Source organism: Nocardia sp. CC213A (assembly GCF_030766805.1).
GTDB classification, from domain to species: domain Bacteria; phylum Actinomycetota; class Actinomycetes; order Mycobacteriales; family Mycobacteriaceae; genus Nocardia; species Nocardia otitidiscaviarum.
Genome location: NZ_JASFXA010000007.1, coordinates 96,403 through 117,130 on the forward strand (window position 1 = coordinate 96,403; position 20,728 = coordinate 117,130).

General features: G+C 67.7%; 17 protein-coding genes. 9 read left to right on the forward strand and 8 right to left on the reverse strand.

The genetic code is table 11. The features are described from left to right. Window positions 1-24: 24 nt before the first annotated feature. A complete protein-coding gene (locus QJS31_RS14770) occupies window positions 25-996 on the reverse strand; it encodes a GlxA family transcriptional regulator (protein WP_282776133.1) in 972 nt (323 codons plus the stop codon). A gap of 100 nt (window positions 997-1,096) precedes the next feature. On the opposite strand from QJS31_RS14770, the gene QJS31_RS14775 reads away from it, so the two are divergent. The 4 genes from QJS31_RS14775 (at window position 1,097) to QJS31_RS14790 (ending at window position 3,920) form a co-directional block, all read left to right on the forward strand. Further along, window positions 1,097-2,041, forward strand: a complete 945-nt coding sequence (locus QJS31_RS14775; protein WP_306356959.1) for an NADP-dependent oxidoreductase — start codon at window positions 1,097-1,099, stop codon at window positions 2,039-2,041. Window positions 2,042-2,154: 113 nt separating this feature from the next. Continuing rightward, window positions 2,155-2,637: a carboxymuconolactone decarboxylase family protein gene (locus tag QJS31_RS14780; RefSeq protein WP_282776131.1), complete on the forward strand. Its 483-nt coding sequence runs from the start codon at window positions 2,155-2,157 to the stop codon at window positions 2,635-2,637. A 3-nt stretch (window positions 2,638-2,640) separates the two neighbouring features. Beyond that, a complete protein-coding gene (locus tag QJS31_RS14785) occupies window positions 2,641-2,952 on the forward strand; it encodes a GNAT family N-acetyltransferase (protein WP_029933030.1) in 312 nt (103 codons plus the stop codon). Next, window positions 2,949-3,920, forward strand: coding sequence for a pirin family protein (locus QJS31_RS14790; RefSeq protein ID WP_282776126.1), 972 nt, complete (start codon window positions 2,949-2,951; stop codon window positions 3,918-3,920). The genes QJS31_RS14785 and QJS31_RS14790 overlap by 4 nt, the downstream gene beginning before the upstream one ends. A 61-nt stretch (window positions 3,921-3,981) precedes the next feature. Here the strand turns inward: QJS31_RS14790 and QJS31_RS14795 are convergent, their stop codons facing one another. Continuing rightward, a complete protein-coding gene (locus tag QJS31_RS14795) occupies window positions 3,982-4,818 on the reverse strand; it encodes a helix-turn-helix transcriptional regulator (protein WP_282776125.1) in 837 nt (278 codons plus the stop codon). 100 nt (window positions 4,819-4,918) lie between these two features. On the opposite strand from QJS31_RS14795, the gene QJS31_RS14800 reads away from it, so the two are divergent. Further along, entirely contained in the window at window positions 4,919-5,923 is a 1,005-nt protein-coding gene (locus tag QJS31_RS14800) for an aldo/keto reductase (protein WP_306356960.1), read from the forward strand. Between the two features lie 215 nt (window positions 5,924-6,138). Here QJS31_RS14800 and QJS31_RS14805 read toward each other — a convergent pair whose 3' ends face one another. Further along, window positions 6,139-6,609, reverse strand: coding sequence for a PaaI family thioesterase (locus QJS31_RS14805; RefSeq protein ID WP_282776121.1), 471 nt, complete (start codon window positions 6,607-6,609; stop codon window positions 6,139-6,141). Window positions 6,610-6,767: 158 nt separating this feature from the next. Between QJS31_RS14805 and QJS31_RS14810 the strand changes: the two genes are divergently transcribed. Further along, window positions 6,768-7,400, forward strand: coding sequence for a hypothetical protein (locus QJS31_RS14810; protein WP_306356961.1), 633 nt, complete (start codon window positions 6,768-6,770; stop codon window positions 7,398-7,400). A gap of 282 nt (window positions 7,401-7,682) precedes the next feature. On the opposite strand, the gene mqo is transcribed toward QJS31_RS14810, so the two are convergent. After that, complete coding sequence (mqo, locus tag QJS31_RS14815; RefSeq protein WP_306356962.1) at window positions 7,683-9,197, reverse strand: malate dehydrogenase (quinone); 1,515 nt, start codon at window positions 9,195-9,197, stop codon at window positions 7,683-7,685. Window positions 9,198-9,415: 218 nt separating this feature from the next. Continuing rightward, entirely contained in the window at window positions 9,416-9,946 is a 531-nt protein-coding gene (locus QJS31_RS14820; protein ID WP_282776115.1) for a CGNR zinc finger domain-containing protein, read from the reverse strand. Window positions 9,947-9,984: 38 nt separating this feature from the next. On the opposite strand from QJS31_RS14820, the gene QJS31_RS14825 reads away from it, so the two are divergent. Together QJS31_RS14825 and QJS31_RS14830 are read left to right on the forward strand one after the other, a co-directional pair. Next, a complete protein-coding gene (locus tag QJS31_RS14825; RefSeq protein WP_282776113.1) occupies window positions 9,985-10,956 on the forward strand; it encodes a DMT family transporter in 972 nt (323 codons plus the stop codon). A gap of 113 nt (window positions 10,957-11,069) precedes the next feature. After that, entirely contained in the window at window positions 11,070-11,783 is a 714-nt protein-coding gene (locus QJS31_RS14830; RefSeq protein WP_282776111.1) for a hypothetical protein, read from the forward strand. Between the two features lie 40 nt (window positions 11,784-11,823). Here the strand turns inward: QJS31_RS14830 and QJS31_RS14835 are convergent, their stop codons facing one another. Continuing rightward, window positions 11,824-12,282, reverse strand: a complete 459-nt coding sequence (locus QJS31_RS14835) for a hypothetical protein (protein WP_282776109.1) — start codon at window positions 12,280-12,282, stop codon at window positions 11,824-11,826. A gap of 121 nt (window positions 12,283-12,403) precedes the next feature. Here QJS31_RS14835 and QJS31_RS14840 point away from each other — a divergent pair, with 121 nt between their 5' ends. Then, the gene (locus QJS31_RS14840) at window positions 12,404-12,793 is read left to right on the forward strand and encodes a hypothetical protein (RefSeq protein WP_306356963.1); all 390 of its coding nucleotides are present in this window, start codon (window positions 12,404-12,406) and stop codon (window positions 12,791-12,793) included. 81 nt (window positions 12,794-12,874) lie between these two features. Here QJS31_RS14840 and QJS31_RS14845 read toward each other — a convergent pair whose 3' ends face one another. Then, a complete protein-coding gene (locus QJS31_RS14845; protein ID WP_282776106.1) occupies window positions 12,875-16,828 on the reverse strand; it encodes a DNA-directed RNA polymerase subunit beta' in 3,954 nt (1,317 codons plus the stop codon). 93 nt (window positions 16,829-16,921) lie between these two features. Beyond that, window positions 16,922-20,431 carry a DNA-directed RNA polymerase subunit beta gene (locus tag QJS31_RS14850; protein WP_282776104.1) on the reverse strand — a complete coding sequence of 1,170 codons (3,510 nt, stop codon included), beginning with the start codon at window positions 20,429-20,431 and terminating at the stop codon, window positions 16,922-16,924. Window positions 20,432-20,728 lie beyond the last annotated feature (297 nt).

Consider the following 20,728-nt stretch of genomic DNA (forward strand, 5'->3'; position numbering starts at 1 on the left):
GGCCCCACCGCACCCGGACGCGGCTCAGGCGGCGCGGCGGAAGGTGCGCCGGTAGGCGTGTGGTGAGGTGTTCAGCAGGGCGCGCATATGTTGCCGCAGCGAGTTGCCGGTGCCGAAACCGGACCGCTCGGCCACCAGATCGATGCTCAGATCGGTGTGTTCGAGCAGCTCACGGGCGCGGTCCAGACGCTGGGCGGTGAGCCAGCGGCCCGGCGTGACACCGACCTCCGCGCGAAAGCGCCGCGTGAAGGTGCGCACGCTCATCCGCGCGTGCGCGGCCATGTCCTCCAGGGTGACCGGGGCCGCCAGCCGGTCCAGCAACCAGGCCCGGGTGGCCGCGGTGGACGCGGCGTCGGGATTCGGCACCGGACGTTCGATGAACTGTGCCTGACCGCCGTCGCGCCACGGGGGGACGATCAGGCGGCGGGCGACCCGATTGGCGAGGGCCGCGCCGTGATCTCGGCGGACCAGATGCAGGCACAGGTCCAGGCCCGCGGCGACACCGGCGGCGGTGAGGACGTCGCCGTTGTCCACGAACAGCACGTCCTCGTCGACCTGGACCCGGGGGTAGGCGCGACGGAACGCGGCGGAGTGCATCCAGTGCGTGGTCGCGATCCGGCCGTCCAGCAGCCCGGCCGCCGCCAGCACGTAGCTGCCCGTGCAGATGGACACCATGCGGGTCCCCGGGCGTATCCGGGCCAGCGCGGCGGCCAGCGACGCGGGCAGCGCACCGCCGTGTTCCAGCTCACCGAGGTCCTCGGCGGGCGGCACGATCACGGTGTCGGCGAGTTCGAGCGCCTCCGGACCGCGTGCCACCGCCACCGACAGCCCTTCGGCGGTCGACACCGGCTCGCCGTCCGCACTGCAGACGACCACCTCGTACAGCCCGCCCCCGCCCTCGTCCTCGGCGAAACCGAAGACCCGCGAGGGAATTCCGAGTTCGAGCACGGGTACCTGATCGAGCGCGAGGACGACGACGCGGTGCGGAACGGCCATGGCCGGATCCTGTCACATGTTGACCATCCGGCCACTACTGCGACCCGAGATTCCGGCGCAATCTGGTCACCGTTCGTTCACCGACGAGAGGAGAGCAGTTGTGAGCACCGGTGACACCATGCGCGCCATGATCGTCCGGGAGTGGGGTGGGCCCGAGGTCCTCACCCTCGCCGAGCTCGCGCGTCCGGAGCCGGGCGTGGGCGAGATCCAGGTGCGCGTGCACGCGGCGGGCGTCAATCCGGTGGACTGGAAGACCCGGGCGAGTGGCGGCCTGATCGCCTGGGGTACGCCGCCGATCCTCGGCTGGGATGTGTCCGGCGTGGTGTCCGCGGTCGGTCCGGGGGTGAGCCTCTTCCAGCCCGGTGACGAGGTGTTCGGCATGCCGAGCTTCCCGGCGCAGGCGGGGGCATACGCCGAGTACGTGGTCGGCCCCACCCGGCACTTCGTGCGCAAACCGCGGGAGATCGACCACATCCAGGCCGCGGCCCTGCCGCTGGCCGCCCTCACCGCCTGGCAGACGCTGGTCGACACCGCCGGTGTGCGCGCGGGACAGCGCGTCCTGATCCATGCCGCCGCGGGCGGCGTGGGCCACCTGGCCGTGCAGATCGCCAAGGCGCGCGGCGCGTATGTCATCGGGACCGCCCGCGCCGACAAGCACGACTTCCTGCGCGATCTGGGGGCCGACGAGCTGATCGACTACAGCGCAGTCGATTTCGCCGAGGTGCTGCGCGATGTGGACATCGTGATCGACGGCATCGGCGGCGAGTACGGGGAACGCTCCCTGCGGGTGCTGCGGCCGGGCGGCCACCTGGTGACCCTGCCCGACGCGGATTCGGTGCCCGATACCACCGGCCTGGAGGTGCGGGCGGGCTGGACCGTGGTGGAACCCGACGCCACGGGCCTGCGAGAGATCGTCGACCTGATCACCACCGGCCGCCTGCGGGTCGAGATCGACACCGTACTGCCGCTGCCCGAGGCGGCGAAGGCGCATCTGCTCGGGGAGAGCGGGCGTACTCGCGGCAAGATCGTGCTCAGCGTCGCCTGAGGGATGAATCCGGCTCCCGCGGTGTGACTTCCGCCCCTCGATCCCGGTTCCCGCCGCGCGGTGGCGTGGATCGGGGAGCGCGGAGCCACCCTTCCGCATACGATGAACCGACTATGCAGTCTCCAGCGGTTCCCGCCCGGGTCTGGATCGACAAACAGTCACCGGCGATATACCAGGCCCTGAAGGGCGTCGCGCAGTCCGTTCGCACCGCCGCCGCGGCCGTCGATCTCGATCGGGCCGTGATGGAGTTGGTGAACGTGCGCGTGTCCCAGCTCAACGCCTGCCCCGTCTGCCTCGATATCCACGAGCGAGCCGCCCGGGCGGCGGGGGTCACCCCGCAGCAATTGGCGGTGCTCCCGGCCTGGCGGCGCGACCCCGAGCTGTACACCGACCGCCAGCGAGCGGCGCTGATCCTGGCCGAGAGTGTCACGAATCTTCCGGATGATGCGATCTTGGAGCGTGAGTATGCTGCTGCGCGGCAACATTTGTCGGATGACCAGATGTCCGTTGTGATCTGGGCTGCGACCACTATCGGCGCGTTCAACCGAGTGTCGATTCTGAGCAAACATCCGGTGCGGGTGCGGAAGGAGAACTGAACAATGAGCGAACAGGCCGTCGTGGCCGCGGTCGTGCGCAACGACACGCAACACCGGTACGAGGTGTGGTACGGCAACTCGCTCGCAGGTTTCAGCGAGTATCGGGAACGCGACAACGACACCGTCTTCATCCACACCGAGGTGGACAGCGAGTTCAGTGGTAAGGGGCTGGGCAAGGTGCTCGCCGAGGAGGCGGTCAAGGACGTGATCGAGCGAGGGAGGGTTATCGTGCCGCGCTGCCCCTTCATCAAGGGCTGGTTGGACAAGCATCCGGAGTACGACGAGCACGTCGTCGGCAAGGGCATCAAACGGTGAGCGACCTCGAGTCGCGTCCGGAGGAGTCGCTGTGCGAATCCTCCGGAAAGCCGGGGCCACGGGCGGACTTCTTCCCGTCCCGCGAGGTGCCCCTCGGCGGGGTGCGCGGGGTGACCGTGCACCGCAGTCTGCCGCAGCGTGATCTGCCGACGGTCGGCGCGTGGTGCTTCCTGGACTACTTCGGGTCGAATTCGCCCACGAATCCGCAGGGCCACGATATCGACCCCCACCCGCACATCGGATTGCAAACGGTCACTTGGCCTTTGGAGGGCCGCATCCGCCACCGCGACAGCGTCGGCTCGGATGTGGAGATCCGGCCCGGACAGCTGAACCTGATGACCTCCGGACGGGGTATCGCGCATTCGGAATACCGGGTGCCGGGGCATCCCTCCGGACGCGGTCTCCAGCTGTGGATCGCACTGCCGGACGAAAGTCGCGGTATCGCACCACATTTCGAACAGCATCGGGATCTGCCCGGTTTCGAGCTGCCGGGAGTGTCCGGCACGGTGCTGATCGGATCGCTCGGCGGCGCGACCTCACCCGCCACCGCCTACACCCCGATCGTGGGCGCGGATCTGCGGGTCGACGCCGGGACCGATGCGCGGCTGCCGTTGGACCCGGCGTTCGAGCACGCCGTGCTGGTGGTGGACGGCGCGCTGTCCGTGGACGGCACCCCGGTCGAGCCCGGCAGCCTGTTCTACCTGGGCAGCGATCGCACCGGAATTCGCGTGCACGACACCGCGGGAGCACAGCTGCTGCTGATCGGCGGCGAGCCGTTGGACGAGGATCTGGTGATGTGGTGGAACTTCGTGGGGCGCAGTCACGAAGAGATCGAGGCGGCCCGAAATGATTGGGAGAAACACGATCTCGAGCGTTTCCCGGATATCGCGGGACACACGCCGCAACAGCGCATCCCGGCGCCGCCGCTGCCTGGGCTGCACCTGAAGCCGCGCAAGAGGCGGTACTAGCACCATGATTCGCTCCCATTCGTGGGGGCGAAGGCGTCGCGCTGGGTGACCGCGGGCGGGCCTACCTCTCGCTCATCAGCTGCGTGCCGATCACCCGGAGCAGATCCAGCTTCTCCTGGGTGTCGGTGCCGGGTTGCGGGTAGTAGACGAGCAGGTGTCGGGTGGCGCTGGGGGTCAGCAGCGGCTCGCACACCAATTCGAGCAGCCCCACCTCGGGATGGATCAGTCGTTTGACGTAGCCGGTGCCCGCACTGACCTCATGGTCGTCCCACAGCCGCTCGAATTCCGGGCTGCGCTCGCGCAGGCGGCGGATCAGGTCGATCACCTCGGCGTCACCGGATCGCCGCGCCGCGGTCGCCCGCAGGCTCGCGACGTGGTGGCGCGAGAGTTCCTCCCAGTTGTCCTCCGGAAACTTGCGGCGATCATCCGGGTCGGTGAACCACAGCCAGGGCACACAGCGGTCCAGCCCCCGACGGTCCCCGAGATCGCCCACCAGCAGGACGTGCATCCGGTTCTGCACCAGCACCTCGCCCAGGTCGGAGATGACGCAGGCCGGCGTGTCGTCGAGCTTGGCGAGCACACGCAGCAGGCCGGGGCCGACGTGCGGGTCGCCGCTGCGCGGCGGCTCGTGCCCGCACAGGTGGTAGAGGTGATCCCGCTCGCCGTCGGTGAGCCGCAACGCGCGGGCCAGCGCGGCCAGCACCTGGGTGGACGGCCGTGGTGCGCGCGACTGCTCCATGCGCGTGTAGTAGTCGGTGGACACGCCCGCCAGCAACGCCACCTCGTCGCGGCGCAGGCCCGGGGTGCGCCGCCGGTTGCCGGGCGCCAAGCCCACATCCGAGGGTTGCAGCACCGAACGGCGTTTCCGCAGGAAGTCGGCTAGTTGGTCACGATCCACCCTTACCACTGTGCCGGATCATCGGGAATCAGCCAGGGATCGCCGAACCCTGGATAAGCGAGTCCTGCCGCCCCGCCGGGCGCGGTCGCAGGATCGGATCATGACCGAAATCGCGAAGCATCGCCTCGGCGGCACCGGGCCCACCGTCTCCCGCCTCGGACTCGGGGCCATGGGCATGTCCGGGATGTACGGCGCGGCCGACGACGCCATCTCCATCGCCACCATCCACGCCGCGCTCGACTCGGGCGCGAACCTCATCGACACCGGCGACTTCTACGGCATGGGCCACAACGAAAGCCTCATTCGCACAGCGCTTTCCGAACGTTCGCGCGACGATGTGGTGCTGAGCGTGAAGTTCGGCGCACTGCGCGGGCCCGACGGCGACTGGAACGGCTTCGACTCCCGCCCCGCCGCCGTCCGCAACTTCCTGACCTACTCCCTGCAACGGCTCGGCACCGACCACATCGATGTCTATCGGCCCGCACGACTGGACCCGACGGTGCCGATCGAGGACACCGTGGGAGCCATCGCGGAGCTGGTGCAGGCCGGATACGTGCGCCACATCGGTCTGTCAGAGGTCGGCGCGGCCACCCTGCGACGCGCCGCAGCCGTACATCCGATCGTCGATCTGCAAATCGAGTACTCGCTGATCTCACGCGGCATCGAGAACGAGATATTGCCCACCACAAGGGAACTCGGGACCGGAATCACCGCATACGGGGTACTGTCCCGCGGCCTGCTCAGCGATTCGCTGCGCAACGGCACCGCCTTGGCGGCCCGGGATTTCCGCGCGCACAGCCCACGCTTCCAGGGCGAGAATCTGACCGCCAATCTGCGGCTGGTGTCGGCGCTGGCCGAGATCGCGGAGCGGCGCGGGGTCACGGTGGCACAACTCGCCATCGCGTGGGTGCTGGCACAGGGAGCGGACATCGTGCCCGTCATCGGCGCGCGCAGCCCCGAACGTTGGGCGGAAGCCGTCGCCGCACTGGATATCCAACTCTCCGCGGACGAGTTGGTCGCGATCGAGGCCGCGGTGCCCGCCGACCGGGTGGCGGGCGACCGCTACACGGCCGAGCAGATGGCCATGCTCGACAGCGAGCGCTAGCACAGCCGCCCCCGGGGGGCGACACCCGCCGATTCGACCGCCGCGGTGGAACGCCGGGGCGGGTCCGGTCGACTACCGCGAGCCCATCGCTTGCGACAAGGGCGGTCGGCTGTGATACGACCGGTCGGGCTGCGGCAGCACCACCGGCTGCGGCAGCACCACCGGCCGCAGCGGGGCCGTCAGTTGCGGCAGGGCCGACATTCGCGGCCGGGGCGTCAGCTGCGGCGGGGCCGGATGACGGCGGTGAAATTTGCTGTGGCGACGGCCTTTCCGGTGCTGTCGGTGATCGTGACCGGGACGGCGAGTTCGATTTCGGTGCGTGACTCGATATTCGCGCGCATGGTCTCGACGGCGCCGTCGGGGAGTTCGGAGGTGGCGAGGAAGGGGCTTGCCGTGCCCTTGGCTCGGGCCAGGTATTCGATCTTCCCGTCGCGGGCGACGATGAAGGTCTCGCTCATCAGGTCGACGATGCCGGAGACGGCCGCGCCCATGGCGGCGGTCTCGGCGAAGCCGAAGAGGATGGCAGCGTGGATGTCGCCGTTGTGATTGAGATGCTCCGGCCGTGCCGCCATCCGCACCACAGTGCGGCCGCTGGCGAAATCCTCGGCGTCGATACCGGCGAACTGGATGAAGCCCAGTTTCTTGAAACCGTCCATCACCAGGGCACCCATGGTCGCGCTGTCCATCGCATCTCCAATCGAATTGAAACGTGTTCCAATTTCTATACCGGCTGCGCACCACGGTTGTCCATGCTCGAGAAGCGGACGAAACGGTAATAGCGGTAAGTTTTCTGCGACGTGCCCACCGCAGCCGCCGACGAAAGAACACGATGCCCCTCCCCCCGATGACCTTCAGCAAGATCACCGCGACCGCCCTGCTCGCCCTGGGGGCCACCGCCCTCTCCGCCGGAATCGTCCACGCCGATTCGCCCGCCCAGCTCCAGCCCGCGCCCCGCACGGTCGCGATCCACGGAAACGACCACGGTGTCGGCTATCTCGTCGCACTGTCCGACGATCAGCGCTCGGCGGTCACCACCCTGCGCTCCGGCCGTTTCGTGGCGGCGACCGACACCGTCACCCTGCTCGACGACGCCGGGCGCACGGTGACCACCCTGCCGCTGGCCTTCGACGTCGCCGGACAGCGCGTGGAACTGCTGCCGACCGTGGACGCGGCGGGGCGGCAGCTGACCCTCTCCCCCGTCGGTGCGGCAGCCACGCCGCTGCGCGACATCTCCGCCCAGGACACCTTCTGGGCCGAATTCGAGAAGGCCAAGGCCGCCGGGATCGCCGGACTGGTCATCGGCGCGGCGATCGGCGCCGTGCTCGGCTTCCCGCTGGGCCTGTTCGTCCTCGACTTCATCACCGTGCCGGTGGCCGCCGTGGTCGGCGGTGTGATCGGCGGGCTCGCGGGCTTGGCCATCGGCGGCGGCCAGCCCCTCATCGACGCCGCCGTCGCCTACGCCAGCGGACAACCCTGATCCATCCGAGCCGCGCCGAAGACGATGCCCCGCCGCACATTCCGGTGCGACGGGGCATTGTCGTCACGGGGTGACCCGAATTGCGATCCCCGAATCGAAGCAGCAGCGCGAGCCGAGGGTGCCGAGGAGCGCCGGCAGCCTGGCCAGGCGGCGGCCGCATTCGAGCCGGGGGACGGCGTTCGGGCCGCCGCATCCCGGTCGCAGCCCGGGATCGCTCGCCCGAGCTCCGCGACCGGCCGGGCGTCGCCGCCGTGGTCGGACGGACACCGCGCCGGAGCCGGATCAGCCGGCGGTCGGGGCGGCCAGGCCGAGTATCTCGGCGGTGCGGGCGGTGGTGCGGCGGGCCAGGGCTTCGTTGTCGATCAGGGAGCGGCCGATGGTGGGCATGAGTTCGCGCAGGCGCGGCGCCCACAGGTGGCGGTAGTGCGGGAAGCAGCGGCGCAGCACCTCGAGCATGATGGCGGGGGCGGTCGAGGCGCCGGGGGACGCGCCGAGCACGGCGGCGATGGAGCCGTCCTGGGCGGCGACGACCTCGGTGCCGAATTCCAGGACGCCGCCGCGCACCGGATCGGCCTTCACGATCTGGGCGCGCTGCCCGGCGTCGATCATGGTCCACTCGTCGCCCACCGCGGCGGGAAAGAACTCCCGCAGTGCGGAGATCTTGCGCCGCCGCGTGGACACCAACTGGCCCGCCAGCAGCCGCACCAGCCCCAGATTGCTCGCGGTCACGGCCGCGAGCGGACCGATATTGTGCGGCCGCAGCGAGGCCGCGACGTCGAATACCGAGCCCTGCTTCAGGAACTTCGGGCTGGAACCGGCGTACGGGCCGAACAGCAGCGCCTGCTGGCCGTCGATGATGCGGGTATCCAGATGCGGCATGGACATCGGCGGCGCCCCGGCCGGAACCTTGCCGTAGACCTTGGCGTCGTGCCGCTCGACCACGGCCGGATTGTCACAGCGCAGGAACCGTCCACTCACCGGCAGCAACCCGTAACCGCGCACCTCGGGAATTCCCGCCCGCTGCAACAGTTTCAACGCCCAACCGCCCGCACCAGCGAAGACGAAGCGGGCGTCGACCCGGGAGGTGATGCGATCATCGGTGTCATCGGTCGCGACCAGCCGCAGCTTCCAGGAACCGTCGTTGTTCTTGCGCAGCCCCCGCACCTCGTGCCGCAGGTACACGTCCACGCCGAGAGTTTCCAAGTGCGCGAACAGCTTTCGGGTCAGCGTCCCGAAATCGACATCGCTGCCGGTGATATCGCGGGTGGCGGCGACCGGTTCACCCTTGGCACGGCCGCGCAACAGCAGCGGCGCCCATTCCCAGATGGTCTCCGGGTCCGCACTGAACCGCATGGAGCCGAAGAGCGGATGCTCCGACAGCGCGGCATGACGGCGGCGCAGAAAGTCCACATCGCCGGCACCGCGCACGAAGGTCATATGCGGTACCGGATTGATGAATTCCCGTGGTTTGTCCAGGATTCCGTCTTCCACCAGATACGACCACAACTGGCGGCTCAACTGGAATTGCGCATTGACCCGCAGCGCCTTCTCGATATCGACGCCACCGCCCGGTTTTTCCGAGGTGTAGTTGAGTTCGCACAGGCCCGCATGCCCCGTGCCCGCATTGTTCCAGGCCGCCGACGCCTCGCCCGCCACCTCCGGCAATCGCTCGTACACCGCGATGGACCAGGTCGGTTCCAGATGCCGCAGCAGAATTCCGAGCGTCGCGCTCATGATCCCGCCGCCGATCAACACCACGTCATAAGTACCCAGCGGCCCATGCCGTCTCGTCGTCATTGCCGAAAGACTCCCAACCGATCCTCGAGCGAGCAGGGGCACGCTAACACCGGAGTTGTACGCGCGTATAGCCGGAGCGGAAGCGACAGTGATAAACCCAACAGCTGACTCTTTTGCGACGTCGGTGGGCGAATTGGCAACGCAATTCCGCACTCGAGCTGCGATTCCGGTCGCCTCCGCCTCCCGGCCGCTCCGAGCAGGGTTGCGACTCCCGCAGGCTACTTCTTCCGGGCTCGATAGGCCGCGACCGCGTTGCGGTTGCCGCAGGCGGTGCTGCAGTAGCGGCGGGAGCGGTTGCGGGAGAGGTCGAGGAGGATGCCCTCGCAGTTGTCGTCGGCGCAGACGGCGAGGCGGGAGAGTTCGTCGGCGCGGATGAGGTCGATCATGGCCATGGCGATTTCCACGGCTATGCGGACCGGCAGCGGGGCCTCCGGTGGGACGGCGTGGATGTGGTAGTCGAGGTCGTCGTGGCGGACCAGGCGGGGGACGGCTCGATGCTCGGCGAGGATGTCGTTCACCAGGACCACCGCGCTGTCGCGATCGCTGGTGAGGAGTTGTCGCAGATGTGGGCGCAGGGCGCGGACATCCGCCAGTTCCCGCGCGTCACCGGTCCGGACACCGGTATAGCCGTGCCGCACGAAGAAGTCCGCGAGTTGCGCGGATTCCGTCAAGGTGTCCGGCTCCTCCGCCGAGTTCACCAGCTCCACCGCCGCGGCCATGGACGCCTCGGTGTCATGAGCAAAAATCATGTTGACACATTACCAACTCGACCTTAGCGTCATTAGCCATGACGACGTTGACTCATGACGCAGCCGTTCGGAATCGATTGCGCACCGGGCTGCTGCTAGCCCTGCTGTCGGCGTCGTCGTTCGGGCTGTCGGGATCGCTGGCGCGCGGAATGATGAATGCGGGGTGGAATTCCGCGGCGGTGGTGGCGGTCCGCGTACTGCTGGCGGCGGCGGTGCTGGCACCCGTCGCGCTGGTGCAGTTGCGCGGGAACTGGAAGCTGTTGCGCGACAACGCGGCCCTGATCACCGGTTACGGATTGCTGGCAGTCGCGGGCACGCAGCTGGCCTATTTCAACGCCGTCGCCCATATTGAGGTGGGCGTGGCACTGCTGGTCGAGTACACCGCGCCGGTGGCGGTGGTGGGCTGGCTGTGGCTGCGGCACCGACAACGCCCCGGGGCCACCACCGTGGTCGGCGCCGTGGTCGGACTGACCGGGCTGGTGCTGGTACTCGATCTGACCTCGGGGGCCGATACCAGCGGGGTCGGCATCGCCTGGGCGCTGGCGGCCATGCTGGGCGCGGCCTCGTACTTCGTTCTCTCCGCCCACGGTGACGGGTCCCTACCCGGAACGGTGCTGGCCGCCAGCGGTTTGCTGATCGGCGGCGTGGCGCTGCTGGCCGCGGGTGCGATCGGCGTACTGCCGCTCCGTTCGAGCACCGAACCCGTTGTCTTCCAAAGCTTCACTACCGTCTGGTGGCTGCCACTGCTGTTCCTGGGTGTGGTCACGGCGGCATTGGCCTACGTCACCGGCATAGCGGCCACCCGGCTCCTCGGGTCGCGATTGGCCTCCTTCGTGGCCCTGTTCGAAGTGCTGGCGGCACTGGCCTTCGCGTGGGTGCTGCTCGGCGAAGCGCCGCGACCGATTCAATTGCTCGGCGGCACACTGATTCTCATCGGCGTGGTGACCGTGCGGCGCGGTGAGCCGGAGACAGTCGCAATCGACGACACAGCGGCCCCCGCCTCGCGGTAGCCGACTCGGCGGCGAGCTGTCCTCTATGTGTCGCGGGGTTTCGATCGCCACACCACCCGGGTAGGTTGTGCGCAGACATCCGGGGCCACGTGGGCCGCAAGCCGAGGAAAGAAATGCGCCGAGCCGAAAACCGCTCTGTAACAACCCGACTCGCCGGAGCGCTGGTTCCACTGCTGCTGTGCGCGATCACCACGCTCACCGCCACGGCCAGCACCGCGACGGCCGGACCGGCGGAACCCGCGCTGCGGGTGCAGGGCCGGGAGAACGGCATCGACTACGCGGTGGAACTGGCGGCGGACAACCGGGCCGCCGTCGCCACCATCGCCTCGGGCCGCTTCCTGCCCACCTGGGACGGCGAGGCCGTCATCGTCACCGATGACAACGGCATCCTGGCCGCCACCGTTCCGCTGACCTACGACATAGTCGGCAAGACGCTCGAACTCACGCCCGCCATCACCGACGACGGCCGCCGCCTCACCCTCGCCCCGGCGGACCAATCCCCGGTCCCGCTCCGCGATATCAACGCTCAGCAGCACTTCTTCGACGTCGTTCAGGCCAACCTGCCCGCCGTGGCCACCGGGGCCGCCATCGGCGGCGCGATCGGCTTCCTCATCGGCTTCCCCGCGGGCCTGTTCATCCTGGACTTCATCACCATCCCCATCACCACGGTGGTGGGAGCACTCATCGGCGGCGCCATCGGCCTCCAGCAGAGCGGCGGCGACCCGGCGGTGGAGGCCGCCCTCAGCTACGCCGAATCCCTCGTCCCCGGCGCCTCGGACACCATCCGCCCCGCCTTCGACGCCCTCCCGGAACCCCAGCCCCGCTGAGCAATTCGCACGCGACGGATGGCGCGAGAAGTCGGGCACGCTACGACACGAAGGACAGCGACTCGATTCCCATGGGATGCTCGGTGTAGTACCAGTCCCCGGTCATCTCCATGGCGAGGTCGAAGCGCACGGCGTGCCCGCTTCCCGGCCCGGACGTGATCGTCCACAGACCGTTGGGCAACCCGCTCACCGCGCTGGCACTGCCGTCCGACCAGGTGAAATCGCCCGATGTCGGCGCACCGAAACCCCGCCAGGGCAATTCGGCCCGGAACCACCCCGCCGTGATCCCCGGCAGCAGCGAACTCCGGCAGTCCCACACCTCCCCCGCCCGCCGCACACTCTGCCCGGCACTCCCACTCCCCGGAATTCGTTCGGCGGTCAGCACGCCGCCCCGATAGCATCCGCCGAACTCGGTGCCCGGCGCGGCCGCAACAGGATCGACCACTGCCGACGCCAACACCGCACCGACGAGCACAGCCAGCCCGCGAGAACCGAACACATCTACCCTCCCAACCATGGCAGCTACAGGGTGGCAACCAGCATAAGTCCAAGCGACCATCCGGATGCCGGGTCCGAGCGAATAACTTTCCATGCCGGACCCGACCCTCGCGGAACTCAGCGTGCAGGACATCGAACTGGAATTGATCCGCCGACGCAGATTCAACGCATTCGACGGCGCTCGAATCGCTGACAGTCTCGAACGCCATTCCCAACTCTGGCTCGCAGCGCATATGGACCGCTTCGGTCTCGGGCGGACGGCGCACCCGGACTGGTTTCCGCAAGGTTCCCTCATCAAGCTGCGCGACCTGCGGAGTAACCGGTGGAATGTGGACACGCTGGTGGTTCTCACCGCTGACATCGGTGGCGCCGGTGAGCTCGCGAATATCGCGAGAGTCGAGAACTGGTGCGCGGATGAGCTGGCGGTACAGGAGGATACGGAGGAGGAGATCGCGGCGGCGCTCGGGCGTTCGTCGCTGGGGTTCGGGGTGTTCTCGGCGTGGTGGGACTGAGAGCGGGGATGTCCACGACGCGGTTCGGCCCCCGCTCCGTTGCCGGGGCGGGGGCCGAATGTCAGTGCGTCCCTATCGGTGTCAGCGGTAGTCGCTGAAACCGTAGTCGTCAAGCGGGACCGCGGCACCGGTGGTGGCGCCGAAGCCGTCCGGGGTGTAGTAGGTGTCGTCGTAGGACGGCACCGCGTACGCGGCCTGGCGGGCCTCCTCGGTGGGCTGGACCTGGATGTTGCGGTAGCGGTTGATACCGGTACCGGCCGGGATCAGCTTGCCGATGATGACGTTCTCCTTCAAGCCGATCAGCTTGTCGGAGCGGCAGTTGATCGCGGCGTCCGTGAGCACGCGGGTGGTCTCCTGGAAGGAGGCCGCCGAGAGCCAGGAATCCGTGGCCAGCGACGCCTTGGTGATACCCATGAGCACCGGGCGACCCGAGGCGGGTTCGCCACCCTCCGCGACCACGCGGCGGTTGGCGGCCTCGAACTCGGCGCGCTCCACCAGCGAACCGGGCAGGAACTCCGTCGCGCCCGAGTCGATGATGGTGACACGGCGCAGCATCTGGCGGACGATCACCTCGATGTGCTTGTCGTGGATGGACACACCCTGCGAGCGGTACACCTCCTGGACCTCGTGGACCAGGTGGACCTGCACCTGACGCGGACCCATCACACGCAGCACCTCGTGCGGATCGGCCGAGCCCTCGAGCAGCTGCTGACCGACCTCGACGTGATCGCCGTCGGCGAGCAGACGCTCGGTGCCGTCCTCGTGCTTGAACACCCGCAGACGCTGACGCTTCGACAGCTTGTCGTAGAGCACCTCGTCCGAACCGTCGTCCGGAATGATGGTGATCTTGTAGAAGCGATCGTCGTCCTCCAGGCGCACGCGGCCGGAGACCTCGGCGATGGGCGCCTTGCCCTTGGGCACCCGAGCCTCGAAGAGCTCCTGCACGCGGGGCAGACCACCGGTGATGTCGTCACCCGCGACACCACCCTGGTGGAAGGTACGCATGGTCAGCTGGGTACCGGGCTCACCGATGGACTGCGCGGCGACGATACCGACGGCCTCACCGATGTCGACCAGCTTGCCGGTCGCCATGGAGCGGCCGTAGCAGGTCGCGCACACGCCGGTGCCGGTGGTGCAGGTCAGCACGGAGCGGACCTTCACCTCGGTGATACCGGCCTCGAGCAGCGCCTCCAGGGCGGGGTCGCCGAGGTCGTGGCCCTTCTCGACCACCACGTTGCCCTTGGCGTCGATCGCGTCGGCGGCCAGAGTGCGTGCGTAGGTGCTGGTTTCGACGTGCGCGTCACGAATGACGGTGCCGTCGGCCAGCTTCTCCGCGATCGGGACGACGATGCCACGCTCAGTGCCACAGTCGGTCTCGCGCACGATGACGTCCTGCGACACGTCCACCAGACGACGGGTCAGGTAGCCCGAGTCGGCGGTGCGAAGCGCGGTGTCGGCCAGACCCTTTCGCGCACCGTGGGTGTTGATGAAGTACTCCAGCACCGTCAGGCCCTCGCGGAAGGAGGACTTGATCGGCCGCGGGATGAACTCACCCTTCGGGTTGGTCACCAGACCCTTCATACCGGCGAGGGTACGAGTCTGGGTGAAGTTACCGGTCGCGCCCGAGTCGACGATCGTGATGATCGGGTTGTCGGCCGGGTAGTGCGCGCGCAGCGCCTGACCGACCTCTTCGGTGGCCTCCTGCCAGATCTTGACCAGGGCGTTGTTGCGCTCCTGGTGATCGAGCGCACCACGCTGGTACTTCTTCTCGATCTGATCCGACTGCGCCTCGTAGCGCTCCATGATCTCCGCCTTCTCCGGCGGAACGAGCACGTCCGACATGGAGACGGTGACACCGGAGCGGGTGGCCCAGTAGAAGCCCGCGTCCTTGAGCTTGTCCACGGTCTGCGCCACCACGATCATCGGGTAGCGCTCGGCCAGATCGTTGATGATCGCGGCCTGCCGCTTCTTCGGCATCGGCTCGTCGATGAACGCGTAGTCCGCCGGGAGCAGATCGTTGAACATGACGCGGCCCAGCGTGGTCTTGGTGGTCCACGCGTCGCCCCGCTGCCAGCCGTCGGGGAACAGCTCGGCCTCGACGTCCTTCGGCGGCCGCTGATCGGTCAGGCGGACCTTGATCAGCGAACGCACGGTCAGCTCACCGCGGTCCACGGCCATCTGCGCCTCGGCGGGCGAGGAGTAGACGCCGAACTCCGGCTCGTCCTTGGTGGCCGCGCGGTACTCGCCCTGCGCGCCCTCCTGCAGGCGGGTCAGGTAGTACAGGCCGGTCACCATGTCCAGACGCGGCATGGCGAGCGGACGACCCGAGGCCGGCGACAGGATGTTGTTCGAGGACAGCATGAGGATGCGGGCCTCGGCCTGCGCCTCCGCGGACAGCGGCAGGTGCACCGCCATCTGGTCACCGTCGAAGTCGGCGTTGAACGCCTCACAGACGAGCGGGTGCAGCTGGATGGCCTTACCTTCGACCAGCAGCGGCTCGAACGCCTGAATGCCCAGGCGGTGCAGGGTGGGCGCGCGGTTCAGCATGACCGGGTGCTCGGCGATGACCTCTTCGAGGACATCCCACACCTGGGGCCGCTGCCGCTCCACCATCCGCTTGGCGGACTTGATGTTCTGCGCGTGATTCAGGTCCACGAGCCGCTTCATGACGAACGGCTTGAACAGCTCGAGCGCCATCAGCTTGGGCAGACCGCACTGGTGCAGCTTCAGCTGCGGACCGACCACGATGACCGAACGGCCCGAGTAGTCGACACGCTTGCCGAGCAGGTTCTGACGGAAACGACCCTGCTTGCCCTTGAGCAGATCCGACAGCGACTTGAGCGGACGGTTGCCCGGACCGGTGACCGGGCGGCCGCGGCGGCCGTTGTCGAACAGCGCGTCCACCGACTCCTGGAGCATGCGCTTCTCGTTGTTCACGATGATCTCGGGCGCACCGAGGTCGATGAGGCGCTTCAGGCGGTTGTTGCGGTTGATGACGCGGCGGTACAGGTCGTTCAGGTCGGAGGTCGCGAAGCGGCCACCGTCCAGCTGCACCATGGGGCGCAGCTCCGGCGGGATCACCGGCACGGCGTCGAGCACCATGCCCATCGGCGAATTGCCGTTGGCCTGGAACGCGGCGACGACCTTCAGACGCTTCAGGGCGCGCAGCTTCTTCTGGCCCTTACCGGTGCGAATGGTCTCGCGCAGGTTCTCGGCCTCGGCCTCGATGTCGAAGTTCTCCATCAGCTTCTGGATGGCTTCGGCACCCATGGCACCGGTGAAGTACTCGCCGTAGCGGTCCTGCAGCTCGCGGTAGAGCACCTCGTCCACGATGAGCTGCTTGGTGGCCAGCTTGGTGAAGGTGGTCCAGATCTCGTCGAGACGATCCAGCTCGCGCTGGGCGCGGTCGCGCAGCTGACGCATTTCGCGCTCGCCGCCGTCCTTGACCTTGCGGCGCACGTCGGACTTGGCGCCCTCGGCCTCCAGCTCGGCGATATCCGCCTCGAGCTTCTGTGCCCGCGCCTCGAGATCGGCGTCGCGCTGATCGGCGACGGCCTTCTTCTCGACCTCCATCTCCGCCTCGAGGGTGGAGAGTTCGTTGTGGCGCAGCTCGTCGTCGACACCGACGATGACGTAGGCGGCGAAGTAGATGATCTTCTCGAGATCCTTCGGCGCCAGGTCGAGCAGGTAGCCCAGGCGCGACGGCACACCCTTGAAGTACCAGATGTGGGTGACCGGGGCGGCCAGCTCGATGTGGCCCATCCGCTCACGGCGCACCTTGGCGCGGGTCACCTCGACGCCGCAGCGCTCACAGATGATGCCCTTGAAGCGGACGCGCTTGTACTTACCGCAGTAGCACTCCCAGTCCCGGGTGGGACCGAAGATCTTCTCGCAGAAGAGGCCGTCCTTCTCCGGCTTCAGCGTGCGGTAGTTGATGGTCTCCGGCTTCTTGACCTCGCCGAAGGACCAGTTGCGAATGTCTTCGGCGGTGGCCAGGCCGATCCGGAGTTCATCGAAGAAGTTGACGTCTAGCACGTAACTTCCTTTCCCCTGTTCGGGTTGAGTATGAGCAAAAGTTCGCTAAATCCGTTGCCCCGGAGCTCCTTTCAGAGCTCCGGGACCGATCGCTCACTGCGCCAGGTCGTCGACCGTCGCAGCCTCGTTGCGGGACAGGTTGATACCCAGGTTCGCCGCGGCGCGCTCCAGGTCCTCGTCGTCGCCGTCGCGCATCTCGATGGCGGCGCCGTCGGAGGACAGCACCTCCACATTCAGGCACAGCGACTGGAGTTCCTTGAGCAGCACCTTGAACGACTCCGGAATACCCGGCTCCGGAATGTTCTCGCCCTTGACGATGGCCTCGTAGACCTTCACGCGGCCGACCACGTCGTCGGACTTGATGGTGAGCAGTTCCTGCAGCGTGTAGGCCGCGCCGTAGGCCTGCATGGCCCAACATTCCATCTCACCGAAGCGCTGACCACCGAACTGCGCCTTACCACCGAGGGGCTGCTGGGTGATCATCGAGTACGGGCCGGTCGAACGCGCGTGGATCTTGTCGTCGACCAGGTGGTGCAGCTTCAGGATGTACATGTAGCCCACGGCCACCGGGTACGGGAACGGCTCACCGGAGCGGCCGTCCAGCAGCACCGCCTTGCCGTTCTCGTCGACCATGCTCTCACCGTCGCGGTTGGGCAGGGTGGAGCCGAGCAGACCGGTCAGCTCCTCCTCGCGGGCGCCGTCGAACACCGGGGTGGCGATATTGGTGTCGGCCTCCTGGCCCCACATCTCCTCCGGCAGGTTCTTGGCCCACTCCGGATTGCCCTCGACCTTCCAGCCGGTCTTGGCGATCCAGCCCAGGTGGGTTTCGAGCACCTGGCCGATGTTCATACGACGTGGGACACCGTGGGTGTTGAGGATGATGTCCACCGGGGTGCCATCCGGCAGGAACGGCATATCCTCCACGGGCAGGATCTTGCCGATCACACCCTTGTTACCGTGGCGACCGGCGAGCTTGTCACCATCCTGGATCTTGCGCTTCTGCGCCACGTACACCCGCACCAACTCGTTGACGCCCGGCGGCAGATCGTCGTCGTCGTCACGGGAGAACACCCGCACACCGATGACCTTGCCGGACTCACCGTGGGGCACCTTGAGGGAGGTGTCGCGGACCTCGCGGGCCTTCTCACCGAAGATCGCGCGCAGCAGCCGCTCCTCCGGGGTCAGCTCGGTCTCGCCCTTCGGGGTCACCTTGCCCACCAGGATGTCGCCGTCGCGGACCTCGGCACCGATCCGCACGATGCCCCGCTCGTCGAGGTCGGCGAGGACCTCGTCGGAAACATTCGGGATATCGCGGGTGATCTCCTCGGCACCGAGCTTGGTGTCCCGCGCGTCGATCTCGTGCTCCTCGATGTGGATCGAGGTGAGCACGTCCTCTTCCACGAGGCGCTGCGACAGGATGATCGCGTCCTCGTAGTTGTGACCCTCCCACGGCATGATCGCCACCAGCAGGTTCTTACCCAGGGCCATCTCACCGTTCTCGGTGCAGGGGCCATCGGCGAGCACATGACCGGCCTCCACCCGCTGACCCTCGTCCACGATCGGACGCTGATTCGCGCACGTGCCCTGATTGGAACGCTCGAACTTCCGCAGCCGGTAGCTGCGGCGGGTGCCGTCATCGTGCATGACGGTGATGAAATCGGCCGAAACCTCCTCCACCACACCGGCCTTGGCGTTCACGACCACGTCACCGGCGTCGACGGCGGCGCGCAGCTCCATACCGGTGCCGACCAGCGGCGCGTCGGAACGGATCAGCGGCACGGCCTGACGCTGCATGTTCGCGCCCATGAGGGCGCGGTTGGCGTCGTCGTGTTCGAGGAACGGGATCATGGCGGTCGCCACCGACACCATCTGGCGCGGCGAGACATCCATGTAGGTGACCTCGGCCGGGGAGACGTACTCCATCTCCTCGTTGCCGCGGCGGGCGAGCACGCGCTCCTCGAGGAAGTTGCCGTCGGCGTCGATCGGCGAGTTCGCCTGGGCGCGGACCTCGCGGTCCTCCTCGTCGGCGGTGAGGTACACGACCTCATCGGTGACGATGCCGTTCACGACCTTGCGGTACGGCGTCTCGATGAAGCCGAACGGGTTGACCCGCGCGTACACCGAGAGCGAGCCGATCAGGCCGATGTTCGGGCCTTCCGGGGTCTCGATCGGGCACATGCGGCCGTAGTGCGACGGGTGGACGTCGCGGACCTCGAGGCCCGCGCGCTCCCGGGACAGACCGCCCGGACCCAGCGCCGACAGACGACGCTTGTGGGTCAGGCCCGACAGCGGGTTGTTCTGGTCCATGAACTGCGACAGCTGCGAGGTGCCGAAGAACTCCTTGATCGCCGCCACCACGGGGCGGATGTTGATCAGGGTCTGCGGCGTGATGGCCTCGACGTCCTGGGTGGTCATGCGCTCACGCACGACGCGCTCCATGCGGGACAGGCCGACGCGGATCTGGTTCTGGATCAGCTCGCCGACCGTGCGCAGGCGGCGGTTGCCGAAGTGGTCGATATCGTCGACCTCGACCGGCACCTCCACGCCGCCGGGCGCGGTCATGACCTTGTCGCCCTGGTGCAGACGGACCAGGTACTCGATGGTCGCGACGATGTCTTCCCGGGTCAGCACCGAACCCACGACCGGCTCACCGGCGTGCAGGCCCAGCTTCTTGTTGACCTTGTAGCGGCCGACACGCGCGAGGTCGTAGCGCTTCTCCTTGAAGAACAGGTTCTCCAGCAGGGTCTGCGCGGACTCCTTGGTCGGCGGCTCGCCCGGACGCAGCTTGCGGTAGATATCGAGCAGCGCCTCGTCCTGGCCCGGAGTGCTGTCCTTCTCCAGGGTGGACATCATGATCTCGGAGAAGCCGAAGCGCTCGGTGATCTCCTCGGTGGTCAGGCCCAGGGCCTTCAGCAGCACGGTGACCGGCTGGCGGCGCTTGCGGTCGATGCGCACGCCGACGGTGTCGCGCTTGTCCACGTCGAACTCCAGCCACGCACCGCGCGACGGGATGACACGCACCGAGTGCAGCATCTTCTCGGTGGACTTGTCGATGGTCTCGTCGAAGTAGACACCGGGCGAACGCACCAGCTGCGAGACGACGACGCGCTCGGTGCCGTTGATGATGAACGTGCCCTTGTCGGTCATCATCGGGAAGTCGCCCATGAAGACCGTCTGAGACTTGATCTCACCGGTGTTGTTGTTGATGAACTCCGCGGTCACGAAGAGCGGCGCCGCGTAGGTCATGTCCTTGTCCTTGCACTCCTCGATGGAGGCCTTGACCTCTTCGAAGCGCGGGTCGGAGAAGGACAGCGACATGGAGCCGGAGAAGTCCTCGATCGGCGAGAGCTCCTCGAGCACCTCCTCGAGACCGCCGGTCGGATTGACGTCGCCGCGCGCCGCCGCTCGCTCCCGCCAGTCTGACGCGCCGATCAGCCAGTCGAACGAATCGGTCTGTAGATCGAGAAGACCCGGAACCTCCAGAGGCTCACGGATCTTCGCGAAAGACACCCGCTTCGGGGCTCCGGGGACTGTGTAGAAATCACGGCCCGCCGTGGTGGCCTTGGTCTGGGTGGAGACTGCCAAGATGCGTCCTTCCAGCACCTCACGCGCAGTCGCGTGGTGGTCCGCGACCGTCGCTTGTCTGCTACGAATTCCGCTGGTCCCCACCCGAACGAAACCCGAACAGCAAGCAGCGGAAGTAACACCGGAAGGTGGAACTTTCGTCGATGCGAACAAGGTATGGACAGGAGGCAGCCAGCGCAACGTCCAAAACTACACCCAAACCTACGGGGGTGTCAAAGTACCACCCGTTGCGGGTCGCGGCGGGCTGGCGCGCCGTACCGGTTCAGCTGACACGCTGTCGGTGTTCCCGGCCCACCGGGAGTCCCGTCTTCCGCT